Here is a 17,033-nt window from a genome sequence, read left to right as displayed (position 1 = left end):
TGGGTGGGAGGCGGTCCGTCGGGCTCAGCCGCGCTGGGCCACGAACTCCTTGATCGTGGCGGTCATGTAGTCGAGCATTTCGTCGGTGAGGCCCGGGTAGACGCCGATCCAGAAGGTGTGCTCGGTGATGACGTCGCTGTTGGTGAGGTCGCCGACGATGCGGTGGGGCCGGCCGATGTAGGCCGGCTGACGGGTGAGGTTGCCGGCGAACAGCCGCCGGGTGCCGATCTTCCGTTCCTCCAGGTGGTCGACCAGTTCGGCGCGGGTGAAGCGGGCCTTGGGGTCGACGGTGATGACGAACCCGAACCAGCTCGGTTCGGACCGCGGGGTCGGCTCGGGCAGCAGCAGGCCCGGCACGCCGTCCAGTCCCTCGCGCAGCCGTCGCCAGTTGCGTCGGCGCGCCTCGATGAAGCCGTCCAGCTTGTCGAGCTGGGCGAGGCCGAGGGCGGCCTGGATGTCGGTGCCCTTCAGGTTGTAACCGACGTGGGAGAAGATGTACTTGTGGTCGTAGCCGGCGGGCAGGTTGCCCATCTGGTACTCGAACCGCTTGAAGCAGGTGTTGTTCTTGCCGGGTTCGCACCAGCAGTCCCGGCCCCAGTCGCGCAGCGACTCCACGATGCGGGCGAGGACCAGGTTCGAGGTGAGGACGCAGCCGCCTTCGCCCATGGTGAGGTGGTGCGCGGGGTAGAAGCTGACCGTGGTCAGATCGCCGAAGCTGCCGGTGAGCTGTCCGTCGTAGGTGGAGCCGACCGCGTCGCAGTTGTCCTCGATGAGGAACAGGCCGTGGTCCTTGGCGAGTTGGGCCACCTCGGCGACCTCGAAGGGGTTGCCGAGCGCGTGCGCGATGATGATCGCCCGGGTCTTCGGGCCGATGGCCCGCGCCACCCGGTCGGCCGTGGTGTTGTAGGTGGCCAGGTCCACGTCCACGAAGACCGGCAGCAGCCCGTTCTGCAGGATCGGGTTGACGGTGGTGGGGAAGCCCGCGGCGACGGTGATCACCTCGTCGCCCGGCTGCAGCGGCCGGTCGCCGAGCTGGTGCGAGGTGAGGGCCGTGACGGCGAGCAGGTTCGCCGACGAACCGGAGTTGGTCAGATGGGCCTTGCGTCGCTTCAGGCGCTTGGCGAACGCGGACTCGAACTTCTTCGAGCTGGGTCCGGCGGCGATGCGCATGGTCAGCGCGGCCTCGACGATGGCGACCCGGTCCGCTTCGTCCAGGACCGCGCCGGAGGGCCAGATCTCGGTGACGCCGGGCACGAACTCGCGGCTCGGCGCGGTCTCCCGGTGGTACCTGCGGACCTCGTCCAGCACCTGTTCCTTGTAGCCGCCGGTGCTGTCGTTGCCGACGCTGCCGGCGCTGCCGCTGTTGCTGTCGTTATCGCTGTTGCTGCTGGTGAGGCTGTTGTCGCTCATCGTCGTGTCCTTCCGTTGACGGGCGTCGGCACCGTGGCCGAGAGCAGGTCGCGCAGCGAGGCGTCGAGGGGGCGCCGGGGCTGCCAGCCGAGGAGCCGCAGCGCCCGTGAGACATCCAGCTGCTGCCACTGCGCATCGGTGCGCGAGGGCTGGTCGGGAACGGTCTCGACGACCGGGAGGTGCACGCCGCTGAGTTCGACCATGCGGTGGATCAGCGCATCCATCGGGACCGCCTCGCCGCGGCCGATGTTGACCACCTGGCCGCTGAGTTCACACCCGGGCGCGGTGGCGGCGGCCCGTACGGCGTCGACGGCGTCGTGCACATCGACGATGTCGCGGTGGGCGCGCAGCGGCGGAAGCCTCAACTCGTCCGGCTTCTCGCCCCGTTGCCGGGCGCGCGCGGCCTCGCCGAGGTGCGCGGCGACCCGGCCGAAGAGGCTGCCGGCCGGCACCCCGGCGCCGATCACGTTGGCGAGGCGGAGCACCACCCCGTCCAGGCCGCCTTCGGCCGTGGCCCGCAGCACGGCCCGGGTGCCGAGCAGTTTGGTGCGCCCGTACGGTGTGACGGGAGCGGGCTCGTGCTCCTCGCGGGTGCCGACGCCCGGCGTGCCGGCGCCGTACTCGTGGACGGTGCCGAGTTGGATCAGCCGTGGCGGGCGGGGCAGCTGTGCGAGTGCCTCCGTGACCCGGGCGACCAGGTCGGCGTTGCCCGCGGTCATCTCGGTCTCGTCGCCCCGCCACACCAGGCCGGCGGCGTTGACCACCACATCGGGCCGTACCGAGCCGAAGAATGAGCCGAGTTCCCGCGGACCGGCGGCCAGCAGGTCCAGGCGGACGTGTTGCCCCTCCGCCGGGCCGTCCTCGGCCGGGTTCCGGGACACCAGGTGCACCAGGGCGCCGTCGGCGCAGAACGCCGCGCCGATCCGGCGGCCCAGGTAGCCGGTGCCGCCGAGCACCACGACATGGAGCCCGGCCGCCGCGCCGCTGTCAGCCGTCGGCACGTTCGGCCCCGTACTTGACGGTCTTCCACCAGTCGGGGTTGTCCCGGTACCAGGCCACGGTGGCGGCCAGGCCCTCGTCGAACCCGGTCAGCGGCGCATAGCCCAGTTCTTCGCGGATCTTGGACTCGTCGATGGAGTACCGCAGGTCGTGTGCCTTGCGGTCGGCGACGTGACGGATCATCTCCGGGCCGGAGCCGGTCAGTTCGAGCAGCCGCTCGGTGATGGCGCGGTTGGTCCGCTCGTTGCCGCCGCCGATGTTGTAGACCTCACCGGCCCGGCCGCCCTGGAGCACGAGGTGGATGCCACGGCAGTGGTCGTCCACGTGCAGCCATTCGCGGATGTTGCGTCCGTCGCCGTACAGCGGCACCTGCCGCCCCTCCAGCAGGTTGGTGACGAACAGCGGGATGAGCTTCTCCGGGTGCTGGTGCGGCCCGTAGTTGTTGGAGCAGCGGGTGATGGACAGGTCCACACCGTGGGTGCGCCAGTAGGTGCGGGCGACCAGGTCGGAGCATGCCTTGGACGCCGCGTAGGGGGTGTTGGGCAGCAGCGGCCAGTCCTCGCGCCAGGAGCCCTCCTCGATCGAGCCGTACACCTCGTCGGTGGAGACGTGCACGACCCGTTCGACCCCGCTGTCCAGCACGGCGTCGAGGAGCGTCTGGGTGCCGAGGACATTGGTGCGGAAGAACTCTCCGGCGCCCTGCAGCGAGCGGTCCACGTGGGACTCCGCGGCGAAGTGCACCACCGCGTCGTGTCCGGGCAGCAGTTCGCGCAGCAGGCCCGCGTCGCAGATGTCGCCGCGGACGAACTCCAGGCGCGGGTGCGAGGCCGGCAGGTTGGCGCGGTTGCCGGCGTAGGTGAGTTTGTCCAGGGCGGTGACCTGGGCGCCTTCCCAGCCCGCATAGGTGTCCGCGAGGAGGTTGCGGACGAAGTTGGAGCCGATGAAACCGGCCGCGCCGGTGATGAGGATCCTCATGCCGCGACTTCCACTCGGGTGTGGTCTCCGACGACCAGGCGGTAACCGTCCGTGCTCTGCTCACTGGTGCCGACCGAGGCGGAGCGGCCGATGACGGAGTTGCGCAGGCCCTGCACGCCGGTGACCGACGCACCGTCCAGGGCGATGGAGTACTCCAGCCGGCTCTTGCTGACCGTGCAGCCGCTCCCGATGGAGGTGTGCGGGCCGATGTGGCTGTCCTCCACGACCGTGCCGGCACCGATGATCGCCGGCCCCTCGACGTGGGAGCGCACGATGCGCGCCCCTTCCTCCACGACGACCGGTCCCGCCAGCACGCTGGCGTCGTCGACCGCGCCGGCCATGTGGGGCCGCAGGCCCTCCAGGATGTGCCGGTTGCACTCCAGGACGTCCTCGACGTTCCCGGTGTCCTTCCAGTAGCCCTCGTACTGGCCGGCCCGTACGTCCGCGCCCGACGACACCAGCCACTGGATCGCGTCGGTGATCTCCAACTCGCCGCGGGCGCTGGGCTCGATGGCCCGCACCGCCTCGTGGATGGCGGCGGTGAAGAAGTACACGCCGATCAGGGCCAGGTCGCTGCGCGGCTGCGCCGGCTTCTCCACCAGGCGCAGCACCTCGCCGCCGGGGCCGAGTTCGGCCACACCGAAGGCGCGCGGGTCCGGGACCTTGTACACCACGACATGGGCGGCCGGGCGGTGCGCGGCGAACTCCTCGGCGATGCCGGCGATCCCCTCGGGCAGCATGTTGTCGCCGAGGTACATCACGAAGTCGTCGTCGCCGAGGAAGTCCCGGGCGATGGCGACGGTGTGCGCGAGGCCGAGCGGAGCGTCCTGCGGGATGTAGGTCAGTTGGGCCCCGAACCGCGATCCGTCCCCGAGTGCCTGGCGGATCTCGGGGGCGCGGTCGCCGACGATGATCCCGATCTCGGTCACACCCAGGTCGAGGATGTTCCTCAGTACGTATTCCAGGACCGGTGTGTTGGCGATGGGGATGAGCTGTTTGGGCATCGAGTAACTGAAGGGCCGTAGGCGGGTGCCCGATCCGCCGGACAGCACCAGAGCCTTCATGGCAGGTCCTCTCGATTCATGGGTTGATGCCTCTTCGGTCTGGTGCGCGGTTCCCGGCCGCTCGGCCGTGCACGCGTCGTCCCGTGCGCCGACGGCGGGCAGGACAGGGGTGATGCCGCGTCAGGCGGCGTGGAATTCGGACAGCATGCCTGCTGTCAGCGCCTCGGCCAGCGTGGGTGCCTTCGCGTCCTTGTCCGAGAGCAGGGGTGTCCCGGCGCAGTCCCAGGGCAGGTCCAGGTCGGGGTCGAGCGGGTTGATGTCGATCTGTGTGCCGGGGACATAGGTGCTGGAGACGACGTAGCAGATGCAGGCGTCGTCGGTGAGCGCCAGGAAGCCGTGGCCGACACCCTCCGGGACGTACACGGACCGTCCGGAGGCGGCGTCCAGCTCGTTCACCTGGTGCCGGCCGAAGGCGGGCGAACCGATCCGCAGATCGACGACGATGTCCCGCAGCGCGCCCCGGACGCAGGTGACGAACTTGGCCTGCCCCGGGGGGATGCGCACGCTGTGGATGCCGCGCAGGGTGTGCCGCCTGGACACCGAGTAGTTGATCTGCCGGGGGCTGAAATCGATCCCGGCGGACCGCTCCAGTTCGTCGGAGCGCATCGACTCGTAGAACACCCCCCGGTCGTCGGATATGTGGTCCGGCTCGATCAGGAACGTGCCGGGGATGGTGGTTTCCTCGATGCGCACGGCTCGCTCGCCTTCCCGTCCTGGATTCGACTCGTGCGGTGCGGGCCTCAGCCGCGGTGTTCCGCGGTCAGCCGCTCCAGGACGGGGACCACGTCCTTGGGCGCCGGGGCGGCCAGCATGTCCTCGTACAGACCGCGGGCCCCGAGCCGGAAGGACGGCTCCTCAAGGAGCCGGACGAGATCCTTGTGCAGGTCGGCGACGTCGATCGCCGCAGGGTCGGCGGCCAGTCCCGCGCCCCGGCGGACGACATAGCGGGCCGTGACCATCTCGTCCCACATCGGCAGCGGCACGACGAGCTGCGGCACCTGGCAGGCCACGGCCGCGGCGAACGTCCCGCCGCCGCCGTGGTGGATGATGGCCGAGCTGGTGGGCAGCACCTGGTTGAGCGGTACGTACTCGATGGCGCGGACGTTGTCCGGGAGCGTGCCCACGGCGGTGAGCTGCTCGCCGTTCAGCGTCGCGACCAGTTCCAGGTCCAGGCCGGAGACGGAGTCGAAGAACTCCCGCATCGGGAAGCCGCTGTGCTGACCGGCGAGCAGTCGGCGGCTCACCCCCAGGGTGAGCACCGCGCGGGGCCGCTCGGGCCGGGAGTGCAGCCACGGGGGAAGCATGGCGGCCCCGTTGTAGGGGACCCGGCGGACCGGGATGTACGTCAGATCCAGCGGGTTGCGCATCCGGGACTGGGTGAGGTCCAGGGTCCACTGGCCGACCAGCGTCTCCTCGGTGAAGTCGAGGCCGTAACGCTCCAGCACCGGGCCCAGCCACTGCAGCCACGGGTCCTCGGTCAGCCCCGAGGACGGATCGGCCAGCTCCTGCCGCGTCCTGTCACGGATCAGGCCGATGTTGTCCATGCCGAACAGCAGCCGCGCGTGTGCGGCGCCGCAGGCGCGGGCGGCCACGGCACCGGTCGGCGCCAGCGGATCCCACAGCACCAGGTCCGGGCGCCAGCTGCGGGCGAACTCCACCAGGTTGTCGAGGACCGGCCGCCGCCCGCCCTCGGCCGACTCACGCGGGTAGTACGCGTTGAACATGCCCCCGAGGACGGCCCTGGTGGTGCGCCAGGCGTTCGCGTCGTCGGGGTCGAGCGCCAGAGTGGGCCGGCCCGGGCCCGCGGCGGCGATGAGCGGGGCCAGCGAGGCGGTGAGCTCCTCCTTGCCGCCCAGCGACACGGCGGTGAGACCGGCCGAGGTGATGTTGGGGATCACCTTGGGGTCGACCACGCCCTCGGGGCTCGCCAGGACGACCTCATGACCGGCACTCTGCAAGGCCCAGGCCAGCGGGATGGCCGGATACAGATGTGCCGATGTCGGAAAGATGGTGAATAGAACGCGCATCGCTGACCTCTCCGAGACTGCCGGCCCGACGCCGACGCGTGCTGTTCGCTCGAATCCTGTGAGGGGGCTCTAAAGAGCCGCTTGTGCAGGCGAGCGGGCAACGACGCGCCGCACGGGCTCGCGGACTCGGCGGGCGATCCATGCGGTTCGCGGCCCGAACAGCCGGGTGCGGTACGGCGGAAGTCAGTCGGCGGCCCGAACGGCCGGATGCGGTACGACGGAACTCGGTTGACGGCCCGAACGGCCGGATGCGGTACGGCGGCAGTCAGCTGGCGGCCCGAACGGCCGGGTGCGGTACGACGGGACTCGGTTGGTGGGGTCTGTTCAGTCGGATTCGGTACGGCGGGAGTCGGTTGGTAGCCCGACCAGCCGGATGCGGTGCGGCGGCGGCCGGGCGGCGGCCGGCTCGACCCACCGGTTCGATACCGCGACCCGGTCCGATACCGCGACCGTCCGTCCCTGGCACGCGACCGGTCTCGGCAGGTGGCCGAGCCCGGCACGCGGCCGTTCCCGGCGGGTGGAAAGGTCCAAGGCCCCGGCCCGTACGGCGCGTTGCCGTGCGGGCCGGGGCCGGGGGGCGTCCGTGGACCGGCCCCGGTCTTCCGGCTCTCCGGTCGCACCCGGGCGGTGGGCGACCGCGCCGCCACGACATGTGGCCCCGGCCGCCGCAGCGGCCAAGTCTTCGCTCGGACGCCGTGCGGTCACGGCGCGGGGCGAGCGGTTCCCAGGGGCACGCGGCGCCGCGGTCCCTCGGCGGGAGCGGACGCGGAGGCGGGCCCGGCGCTCGGGCGGCCGAAAGGACCGTTTCCGGATACGGGAGTTCTGGGCGCACCCCCGCCCGGGCCGACTTTCCTCCGCCCGTAACTCTTGGCGAGAAGCGAGGGGTCCGTCGACCGGAAAAGGTGAATCCGTTTCACCTTCTGTTTCGCCAGTTGTTGGTAGCGAAAATGTGAACTCTCACAACCCTGATCGCCGCACATTCTTTACAACGGTGACTTATCATCCCCGCAGGCAGGATGGCGCACATAGTTGCGGGGGGCCGTGCGGATGATGGACAGTCACGACCGTTCCGACGGCGCTGACGAGTCGAGGGCCGACAGACCCGGGGCGGTGGCCCCGCCCGAACCCGTACCCCCCTTCCCCGCTCCCCGGATCGCCCGCACCGTCCTCATCACCGCGCTGCTGGGCTATGCGCTGCTGACCACCACCAGCATCCTGACCGCCGGGGTGTCCCTCGCGGCCAAGGCGACCGGTCTGGTCCTGCTGCTGGCGCTCCTCGCGCTGCAGCTCCTGCACTGCGCGCCGGACGGCAACCGGGCGTCCCCGCGGCGCACCTACCTGACCCTGACCTTGCAGGCACTCCTGACCTATCTGCCGTTCGTGCTCTTCCGGACCCTGTGGGAGACCATGGCCGGCTATCTCGCCGGCTCCCTCCTGCTTCTGCTGCCGCGCCGCGCGGCCTGGCCCCTCTGCGCGACGGTGGGGCTCAGCGTCCTCGTCCCCGCCCTGCTCCAGGGCCGACCCCTGCTGCACAGCATCCACCTCACCTACACCACCCTGCTCACCGGGCTCGTCGTGTACGGACTCACCCGGCTCACCCAACTCATCACCCACCTCCACACCACCCGCGGCGAACTGGCCCGTCAGGCGGTCACCGGAGAACGGCTCCGCTTCGCCCGCGACCTCCACGACCTCCTCGGCTTCAGCCTCTCCGCCATCACGCTCAAGAGCGAACTCGTCCACCAGCTCATCCCGACCCAGCCCGCCCGTGCCATGAAAGAGATCGACGAGGTCCTGGCCATCGCCGGCCAGTCCCTCACCGACGTCCGCAAAGCGGCCAGCGGTTACCGCACCCTGTCGCTCCAGCAGGAGATCAGAACGGCACAGTCCATGCTGCACGCCGCCGGCATCGAGATCCGCACGGAATGCGAACTCGGCACGCTCTCACCGCACATCGACACCGCGCTCGCCACCACCCTGCGCGAAGCCGTCACCAACCTCTTGCGCCACAGCAACGCCGCGCACTGCCGTATCGGAGCAGCCCAACACGACGGCGTCATCCGACTCGTGGTCGAAAACGACGGCGTCGACCCCGCTTACCACAACCCGGAGCCCGACAGTGGCAACGGACTCGGAAATCTGCGCACCCGTATGACCGCAATAGGCGGGCGCCTCGAATCGGATCTCGGAAAGGACGGTGTATTCCGCCTGGTCGCCGAAGCACCCGCCAGAAAACCGACGGAAACACCCGCAGAAACACGGGACATCGTGTTCCCACCCAATGGCTCGGCCGCATGATCGAGTGCCGGTACGGCACCAGTACGGACCACGACACCTCGCCACGATCCGGCCCCACCAACGGACCGCAGACGGGAGCTCAGTGATACGGATACTGCTCGCCGAGGACATGAACATGGTCCGCGGCGCCCTGGTCGCTCTGCTGAATCTCCAGGATGATCTCGAAGTGATCTGCGAGGTCGAACGCGGGGACGAGATCGTCGACATGGCGCTCAAACACCGGCCCGATGTCGCCATCATCGACATCGACCTGCCCGGTGTCGACGGGCTGTCGGCCGCCACCCTGCTGCGTGAACGGCTCCCCCAGTGCCGCACCCTCATCCTCACCAGCCTCGGCCGTCCGGGCACCCTGCGCCGGGCCCTGGAGGCCAGGGTCTCCGGCTATCTCCTCAAGGACGCTCCGTCCGGTGAACTCGCCCTGGCCGTACGGCGGGTGGCGGCGGGTCAGCGGGCCGTGGACCCGGAACTGGCGCTGGCCGCCTGGGGCGAGTTCGAGAGCCCCCTCACCGACCGGGAGACCCAGGTACTACGGCTCGCGGCGGAGGGCGCGGAGGCACGGGAGATCGCCTCCATGCTGCGGTTGTCGGCGGGGACGGTGCGTAACTACCTCACCACCATCGTCAACAAACTCAACGCGCGCAACCGCGTCGACGCGATCCGCATCGCCAGGGAGGCGGACTGGCTGCCGTGACGGTGTCCAGACGTTCCGGCCGAGCCCCACGGCCTCGCGGACCGGCTTTGGCCGGTCACAAGGGGCGCTCACTACCGTGCGGCGGCAGGCAGCCAGCTGCGGCGACGGGAAGGAGCGGCCGGTGGCCGTTGACACGACTGACACGAGTGACACGAGCGCCCCCGGAAACACGGACGCGACGGCTCGTTTGGCCCACGAGGTCCGCAGCCTGGACCGGGTGATCATCCGGTTCGCGGGGGACTCCGGCGACGGGATGCAGCTCGCCGGTGACCGCTTCACCGCGGAAACGGCGTCCTTCGGCAACGACCTGGCGACGCTGCCGAACTTCCCCGCCGAGATCCGGGCGCCCGCCGGCACCCTGCCGGGTGTCTCGTCGTTCCAGCTGCACTTCGCCGACCACGACATCCTCACGCCCGGCGACGCACCGGACGTGCTGGTGGCGATGAACCCGGCCGCGCTGAAGGCGAACATCGGCGACCTTCCGCGCGGCGCGGAGATCATCGTCGACACGGACGAGTTCACCGAACGGGCGATGCGGAAGGTCGGCTATGCCACCAGCCCGCTGGAGGACGGCTCGCTGGACGGCTACGGGCTGCACCCGGTGCCGCTGACCACGCTGACGGTGGAGGCGCTGGGCGAGTTCGACCTCAGCCGCAAGGAGGCCGAGCGCAGCAAGAACATGTTCGCGCTGGGTCTGCTGTCGTGGATGTACCACCGGCCGACCGAGGGCACGGAGAAGTTTCTGCGGGCCAAGTTCGCGAAGCGGCCGGAGATCGCCGAGGCGAATCTGACGGCGTTCCGCGCGGGCTGGAACTTCGGCGAGACCACCGAGGACTTCGCGGTCTCCTACGAGGTCGCGCCCGCCGCCGAGGCGTTCCCGGCCGGCACATACCGCAACATCTCCGGGAACCTGGCCCTGTCCTACGGGCTGATCGCCGCGTCCCGGCAGGCGGACCTGCCGCTGTTCCTCGGGTCGTACCCGATCACCCCGGCCTCGGACATCCTGCACGAGCTGTCCCGGCACAAGAACTTCGGCGTACGGACCTTCCAGGCCGAGGACGAGATCGCCGCCATCGGTGCCGCGCTCGGGGCGGCCTTCGGCGGGTCCCTGGCGGTGACCACGACGAGCGGTCCCGGTGTGGCCCTGAAGTCGGAGACCATCGGACTCGCGGTGTCCCTGGAACTGCCGTTGCTGGTGATCGACATTCAGCGCGGCGGACCCTCCACCGGCCTGCCCACCAAGACCGAACAGGCCGACCTGCTCCAGGCCATGTACGGCCGCAACGGCGAGGCCCCGGTCCCCGTCATCGCCCCGCGCACCCCCGCGGACTGCTTCGACGCCGCCCTCGACGCAGCCCGGATCGCGCTGACCTACCGCACCCCGGTTTTCCTGCTCTCCGACGGCTACCTCGCGGGCGGCTCCGAGCCCTGGCGCATTCCCGCCATCGACGAACTCCCCGATCTTCGCGTGCAGTTCGCGCAGGCCCCCAATCACACGCTGGACGACGGCACCGAGGTGTTCCGGCCGTACAAGCGCGATCCGCGGACCCTCGCCCGCCCGTGGGCCGTCCCGGGCACGCCGGGTCTTGAGCACCGCATCGGCGGCATCGAGAAGCAGGACGGCACGGGCAACATCTCCTACGACCCGGCCAACCACGACTTCATGGTCCGCACCCGCCAGGCCAAGATCGACGGCATCGAGGTGCCCGACATCGAGGTCGACGATCCGGACGGGGCAAGCCTCCTCGTCCTCGGCTGGGGATCCACCTACGGGCCCATCACCGCCGCGGTCCGCAGGCTGCGCGCGGCGGGCGAGCCGGTCGCCCGGGCCCACCTGCGCCACCTCAACCCGTTCCCCGCCAACCTCGGGGCGGTGCTGGCACGTTACGACAAGGTGATCGTCCCCGAGATGAACCTCGGTCAGCTCGCCGCCCTGCTGCGGGCCAAGTACCTCGTCGACGCGGACTCGTACAGCCAGGTCGACGGAACGCCGTTCAAGGTCGAGCGGCTCGTCACCGTTCTCAAGGAGGCCGTCCATGCCCGTTGAGGCACTGTCCATGGTGCCGAAGGCGGACGTTCCGCTCTCGGCCCGCGACTTCAAGTCCGACCAGGAGGTGCGCTGGTGCCCCGGCTGCGGCGACTACGCGATCCTGGCGGCCGTGCAGGGCTTCATGCCCGAACTCGGCCTGGCCCGCGAGAACATCGTGTTCGTGTCGGGCATCGGCTGCTCCTCCCGCTTCCCGTACTACATGAACACCTACGGGATGCACTCCATCCACGGCCGGGCGCCCGCGATCGCGACCGGCCTGGCCACCTCGCGCCGCGACCTGTCCGTCTGGGTCGTCACCGGTGACGGCGACGCACTGTCGATCGGCGGCAACCACCTCATCCACGCCCTGCGCCGCAACGTCAACCTGAAGATCCTCCTCTTCAACAACCGCATCTACGGCCTTACCAAGGGCCAGTACTCCCCCACCTCCGAAGTCGGCAAGATCACCAAGTCGACCCCGATGGGCTCGCTCGACGCGCCGTTCAACCCGGTGTCCCTGGCCATCGGCGCCGAGGTATCGTTCGTGGCCCGCACCGTCGACTCCGACCGCGCACACCTCACCGAGGTCCTGCGGCAGGCCGCCGCCCACCCCGGCACCGCCCTGGTCGAGATCTACCAGAACTGCAACATCTTCAACGACGGCGCCTTCGACGCCGTCAAGGACCGTCGGCGGGCCGAGGAGGCCGTGATCCGCCTGGAGCACGGCCGGCAGATCCGCTTCGGCGCCGACCGCGCCCAGGGCGTCGTACGGGACACACGGACCGACGAGCTCCGGGTGGTGACGGTCACCCCGCAGAACGAGGCACAGGTCCTCGTCCACGACGCCCACCGCGCGAGCCCCGGCACCGCGTTCGCCCTGTCCCGGCTCGCCGACCCCGACACCCTGCACCGCACACCCATCGGCGTCTTCCGGTCCGTGGCCCGGCCGGTCTACGACGCCACGATGTCCGACCAGCTCGAAACCGCCGTCGAGCGGCACGGCAAGGGCGACCTCGCCGCCCTCCTCGCCGGCCCCGACACCTGGACCGTGGAGACCCCGTGACGTACGTCATCGCCCAGCCCTGTGTGGACCTCAAGGACAAGGCATGCGTCGACGAATGCCCCGTCGACTGCATCTACGAAGGCCCGCGCAAGATGTACATCAACCCCGACGAATGCGTGGACTGCGGCGCCTGCGAGCCCGTCTGCCCGGTCGAGGCGATCTTCTACGAGGACGCCCTGCCCGACGAGTGGTCCGGCTATCTCACCGCCGAACGGGAGGTCTTTGCGACGGCCGGAGCCGGCGCGTCCGGCGGGGCGAGCGGGGCCGAACCCCTGGCCGAGGACCACCCGATCGTGACGGGAGAACCGGTCGAAGCGGGCTGAACGGCGGCGGTGCGGAAGGCGACCCCTCGGGCTTCAGCGCGGCTTCCCCCGTCCTTCAGCGGAGTCGGGCAACGTGCACCCCGTCAAGCGCACGTGCCCAGCAAGCGTTCCGCAGAGCCGCCGGACACCGCCGCAGAGGATTCCCCATGGACACCATCACCGCTCCGTCCCCCTCCCTCCTCGGGGCCCACCATCTGGTCCACAGGCCGGCCAGCCCCGAGGCATTTCTACTGAAGGCGACCGCACCCGTACGGCAGAACTTCGCCTTCTCCGCAGAACTACCCGAAGAACACCCGCTGTTCGGCGACTGTGTGTCGCAGTACCACGATCTGCTGTTCCCCGTGGAGTCGCTGCACCAGACCATGCTGTTCGCGGCACGCCGCTACTTCAGAGTGCCGCCCGGCTGGCATCCCGTGGTGGCCTCGGGCAGCGCCGCGATCACCCGTCTGGACGCCTGGCGCCGCGGCGAGGGGCCGACCGGGATCGCCCTGGAACTCGGGATGACACCGCTCGACGTCGTGGCCGGCGTGCCGCGCGGCCTGGAGTGCGAGGCCGCCGTCTCCATCGACGGAGAGCGCTGCGGCACCGCCGCGGCCCGGCTGGTCTTCCTCACCCAGGGCGTCTACCGCGGCCATCGCGACCTCGGCCGACGGCAGAGCGAGCAGTCCTTGGCGGGCTGGGACGACGAACCGTACCCGCAGGGCGTGCCGCGGCCCGAGCAGGTGGGTCACCGGGACGGCCGTGACGTCCTGGTCGGGCTGCCCGAGCGCACCGGGGCGGACGGCCATGCGGAACTGGCCTTCCCCATCGACGCGCGAGCGGCGGCCGGGCTGCTGCGGTGCGCGCCCGACGCGCCGGACGAGGTGCCGCCGATGCTGTTCCTGGAGGTGGCCCGTCAGGTGGGGCTGCTCGCCACCGCCGAACTGCGCGGCTTCGTCCCCTCGCACGCCGTGCTGTCCCGGTGGCAGGCATCCTTCCGCGGCTTCGCCGAGCCCGGACTGCCGCTGCACTGCACGGTGCGGGAGAGCGTGCGCCGCACGGACGGGCGGGTGTGCCGGGACGCCGCGGGCCGACCGGTGGTCGAGCTGCGGCTGTCGTTCCTCCAGGGCAGCCGGGTCGTGGCGCGGATCTCCGCGTCCGTGCTGCAGGACTGCTGAGCCGCGCGATGAGATACCGGGTACTCGGCCCAGTGCACATGACGCCCCGTATGCCGTCCGCGGCCAAGCCGCGCGCGGTCCTCGCCACCCTGTTGGTGCAGCGCGACACGGTGGTGTCCACCCATACGCTGATCGATGAACTGTGGGGTGCGGAGCCACCCCGCACCGCCACCACCACCCTCCAGGTGTATGTGTCCCAGCTGCGCAAGGCCCTGCTGGAGGGCGCCGACGACACCGTGGCCAGGACGGGCACGGAGCAGCCGCTGGTGACCCGGCCGCCCGGCTATATGCTGCGGGTCGCCCCGGAGGAACTCGACCTGGGCGTCTTCGAGTCGCTGCGGGCCGAGGGCCGGGCCGCGTACGGCCGGTGCGAGTACGAGGCCGCTTCGCGGGCGCTCGGCCGCGCACTCGGGCTGTGGACCGGCCCCGCGCTCTCGGGCATACCGCACGGCCCCACGCTGGAGACCTCCGCGATCCGGCTGAACGAGCTGCGCGCGGAGGTGCTGGAACAGCGGATCTCCGCCGATCTGCGGCTCGGGCAGCACCAGGAACTGGTCGGTGAGCTGATGGCCCTGGCCCACGAGCATCCACTGCGCGAGACGCTGCACTGTCATCTGATGGTGGCGCTCTACCGGTCCGGCCGGCAGTCGGACGCGCTGCAGGTCTATCAGCAGGCGCGGCGCTCGCTCGTCGACGAGCTGGGCGTGGAGCCCGGCCCGGTACTGAGCAGGCTCCAGGAGCGGATCCTGGCCTCCGACCCCTCGCTGGCCTGGCACGGCGAGCCGGAACGCCGGCTCGTTCCGGTCGGCGAATCCGGCCGGCACCCGGCCGATGGGGCGCCCGGCGGATCGGCGAAGGGGTCCGCGGGCGGCGGGTCGGCCGAGGGGTCCGCGAGCGGCGGCCGGGACGCGGGGCCCACGGTGTGGCTGCCGCCGGCCGTGGCGGACTTCACCGGACGCGAGGACCAACTGGCCTTCGGTGAGCGGGTGCTGGCGGGCGATCCGCCCGGCCGGAACAGGGTGCTCGTGCTGTCGGGCCGGGCCGGTGCCGGAAAGACGGCGCTCGCCGTGCGACTGGCCCACGGCGCCGCCGACCGGTTCCCCGACGGGCGGATCCTGGTGACGTTGCGGGACGCCGGCGGGCGCGCCGTCGAACCGAGGACCGCCATGGCGACCCTGCTGCGACGGCTGCGCGGGCCGCAGTCGACGGCAGCGGCAGCCGACGTCGGCGCGGAACCACCGCTGCCGTCGTCCGAGGCGGAGCTCGCGGAGCTGCTGCACCGGCGCACCGAGGGCCGCAGGATGCTCGTCGTCCTGGACGACGCCGTCTCGGAGGCACAGGTCCGGCCGGTGCTGTCGGCGCTGCCCGACAGCACGGTGATCCTGACCAGCCGTCAGGTGCTCGGCGCGCTGGACAGCGTGCGGCAGTTGACCCTGGACGTGCTCTCCGCGCCCGAGGCCGAGGCGCTGCTCGCGGCCTGCGGCGGTGAGCGGATGCGGGACGAGCCGGAGGCGGCGGCGGAGATCGCCCGGCTGTGCGGACGGCTGCCGCTGGCCCTTCGGGTGGCGGCAGCCGGACTCGCGGCCCGCCCGCACTGGACCGCCGCCGGACTCGCCCGGCGGCTGCGCGACGAGCGCACCCGGCTGGCCGCGCTCGCCCTCGGCGACCTCGACGTACGCAGCACGCTGCTGACCGCCTACCACGACGTGGACGAGGAGGCCCGGCACGCGTTCCGGATGCTCGGGCTGGCCCCGCTGCCGGACTTCGCGCCCTGGACCGCGACCGCGCTGCTCGCGACGGACCCGGCGCGGGCCGAACGGCTCACCGAACGGCTGGTGCAGGCCCATCTGTTGGAGGCGCGGCGGCGGCCGGGGCGGCTGACTCCCGTCCGCTACGGCTTCCACGCGCTGCTGCGCTCGCTGGCCCTCGATGTGCTGGCCGAGGAGTCCCCGCAGGAGGGCCCCGCGGCCGTGGAACGGCTGTGCCGTGCCTTTCTGACGCTGGCCCGGCACGCGGACGCGCAACTGGCACCCGGCCGGGACCTGCTCAGCCACGAGGCCGAACCCGTGGCCGGGGTCTCGCCCGAGGAGGTGGTCGGCCGGGCGCCGCTACGCTGGTTCCAGGAGGAGTCCGCGGGTCTGTCGGAGGCCGTGCGGCAGGCCCATGCGGCCGGGCTGTGGGGGCTGTGCTGCGCCCTGGCCTCGGCCGCGGCCGGCTACTACGAGGCGGGCGCCCTGTGGGACGAGTGGGAGTCGACACACGATCTCGCGCTGGACGCGGCCCGTGCGTGGGGCGACGGCCATGCGCAGGCCGTGATCCTGCGGTCCCTCGGCGACCTGTCCTGGCAGCGCCACCAGACCTCGCAGGCCGTCGACCGGTACCACCGCGCCTGGCAGCTGTTCACCCGGCACGGTGACCGGGCGGCGGCGGGCCGCTGTCTGTCCGCGGAGGCGGACGCGCTGCTCGCGATGGGGCACGTCGGCCGGGCCGGGCGGGGCTATGCGCGTGCCCTGTCGGAGAGCCGGCCGGCCGACGATGTGCGGGGCGCGGCGGAGTCGCTGCGCGGACTGGCCCTGGTGGCGCAGCGCGAGGGCCGTCCCGAGGAGGCGCTGGCCCGCCTCGATGAGTGCGAGAGCGCCGCGCGCTCGGCCGGCGACCACCGCTGGATCGAGTACGCGCGGCGCACGGCTTCCGCGCTCCGCCTGGCGCTCGGCTCCGGCCAGTCGGCCGCGGCGGCCTCGATCCCGCTCGAAGTGCGGCCCGGGGTCTGGCTGTTCCATCCGGTGCGGCCGGACCAGCGGGCCGCGTGAGGGCCACCCGTCCGGCCCCGGGGCTATCCCCGGGGCTGGGCGGGCGTCTCCGGTTCCTCCTCGGCCAGCGCCGCGACCAGGGCAGATCGGAAGAGCGGCGTGGAGGGGAACAGAGTTGTCCTCGTAGTGTACAACTCAGAGGGCGCCGTAACATTAAAGACGTCAGGGGGCGGGGGGGCGGCGGCGG

General features: G+C 71.4%; 13 protein-coding genes. 7 read left to right on the top strand and 6 right to left on the bottom strand.

What is annotated here, in order from left to right; all coding sequences use genetic code 11:
• Positions 1 to 24: 24 nt before the first annotated feature.
• From rfbH to ACWEKM_RS20115, 6 genes are all read right to left on the bottom strand, one after another.
• Positions 25 to 1,410 carry a lipopolysaccharide biosynthesis protein RfbH gene (rfbH, locus tag ACWEKM_RS20140; protein WP_451622543.1) on the bottom strand — a complete coding sequence of 462 codons (1,386 nt, stop codon included), beginning with the start codon at positions 1,408 to 1,410 and terminating at the stop codon, positions 25 to 27.
• Entirely contained in the window at positions 1,407 to 2,411 is a 1,005-nt protein-coding gene (locus ACWEKM_RS20135; protein ID WP_451622542.1) for an NAD-dependent epimerase/dehydratase family protein, read from the bottom strand. The genes rfbH and ACWEKM_RS20135 overlap by 4 nt, the downstream gene beginning before the upstream one ends.
• Positions 2,398 to 3,384, bottom strand: a complete 987-nt coding sequence (gene rfbB, locus ACWEKM_RS20130; protein ID WP_451622541.1) for a dTDP-glucose 4,6-dehydratase — start codon at positions 3,382 to 3,384, stop codon at positions 2,398 to 2,400. The genes ACWEKM_RS20135 and rfbB overlap by 14 nt, the downstream gene beginning before the upstream one ends.
• Positions 3,381 to 4,448 (bottom strand): glucose-1-phosphate thymidylyltransferase, encoded by a 1,068-nt coding sequence (locus tag ACWEKM_RS20125; RefSeq protein ID WP_451622540.1) that lies wholly within the window; start codon positions 4,446 to 4,448, stop codon positions 3,381 to 3,383. Before ACWEKM_RS20125 ends, rfbB begins: the two co-directional genes overlap by 4 nt.
• A 120-nt stretch (positions 4,449 to 4,568) precedes the next feature.
• Positions 4,569 to 5,141, bottom strand: a complete 573-nt coding sequence (locus ACWEKM_RS20120) for a dTDP-4-dehydrorhamnose 3,5-epimerase family protein (protein WP_451622539.1) — start codon at positions 5,139 to 5,141, stop codon at positions 4,569 to 4,571.
• A 47-nt stretch (positions 5,142 to 5,188) separates the two neighbouring features.
• The gene (locus ACWEKM_RS20115) at positions 5,189 to 6,475 is read right to left on the bottom strand and encodes an activator-dependent family glycosyltransferase (RefSeq protein ID WP_451622538.1); all 1,287 of its coding nucleotides are present in this window, start codon (positions 6,473 to 6,475) and stop codon (positions 5,189 to 5,191) included.
• 1,110 nt (positions 6,476 to 7,585) lie between these two features.
• Here ACWEKM_RS20115 and ACWEKM_RS20110 point away from each other — a divergent pair.
• The 7 genes from ACWEKM_RS20110 (at position 7,586) to ACWEKM_RS20080 (ending at position 16,846) form a co-directional block, all read left to right on the top strand.
• Complete coding sequence (locus ACWEKM_RS20110; RefSeq protein ID WP_451622537.1) at positions 7,586 to 8,773, top strand: sensor histidine kinase; 1,188 nt, start codon at positions 7,586 to 7,588, stop codon at positions 8,771 to 8,773.
• 82 nt (positions 8,774 to 8,855) lie between these two features.
• Positions 8,856 to 9,464: a response regulator transcription factor gene (locus ACWEKM_RS20105; RefSeq protein ID WP_451622536.1), complete on the top strand. Its 609-nt coding sequence runs from the start codon at positions 8,856 to 8,858 to the stop codon at positions 9,462 to 9,464.
• A 187-nt stretch (positions 9,465 to 9,651) separates the two neighbouring features.
• Positions 9,652 to 11,511, top strand: coding sequence for a 2-oxoacid:acceptor oxidoreductase subunit alpha (locus tag ACWEKM_RS20100; RefSeq protein WP_451622575.1), 1,860 nt, complete (start codon positions 9,652 to 9,654; stop codon positions 11,509 to 11,511).
• A complete protein-coding gene (locus ACWEKM_RS20095; RefSeq protein WP_451622535.1) occupies positions 11,501 to 12,556 on the top strand; it encodes a 2-oxoacid:ferredoxin oxidoreductase subunit beta in 1,056 nt (351 codons plus the stop codon). Before ACWEKM_RS20100 ends, ACWEKM_RS20095 begins: the two co-directional genes overlap by 11 nt.
• Positions 12,553 to 12,879 (top strand): ferredoxin, encoded by a 327-nt coding sequence (fdxA, locus tag ACWEKM_RS20090; protein WP_451622534.1) that lies wholly within the window; start codon positions 12,553 to 12,555, stop codon positions 12,877 to 12,879. Before ACWEKM_RS20095 ends, fdxA begins: the two co-directional genes overlap by 4 nt.
• Before the next feature lie 146 nt (positions 12,880 to 13,025).
• On the top strand, positions 13,026 to 14,036 hold the full coding sequence (locus ACWEKM_RS20085) for an AfsA-related hotdog domain-containing protein (protein ID WP_451622533.1): 1,011 nt from the start codon (positions 13,026 to 13,028) through the stop codon (positions 14,034 to 14,036).
• Between the two features lie 50 nt (positions 14,037 to 14,086).
• Positions 14,087 to 16,846 carry a BTAD domain-containing putative transcriptional regulator gene (locus ACWEKM_RS20080; protein ID WP_451622532.1) on the top strand — a complete coding sequence of 920 codons (2,760 nt, stop codon included), beginning with the start codon at positions 14,087 to 14,089 and terminating at the stop codon, positions 16,844 to 16,846.
• Positions 16,847 to 17,033: the final 187 nt, after the last annotated feature.

The sequence above is a fragment of the Streptomyces sp. NPDC004752 genome (genome assembly GCF_053601275.1).
The sequence above is the reverse complement of the archived record's forward strand: the minus strand, read 5'-3'. Positions and strand labels throughout refer to the sequence as shown.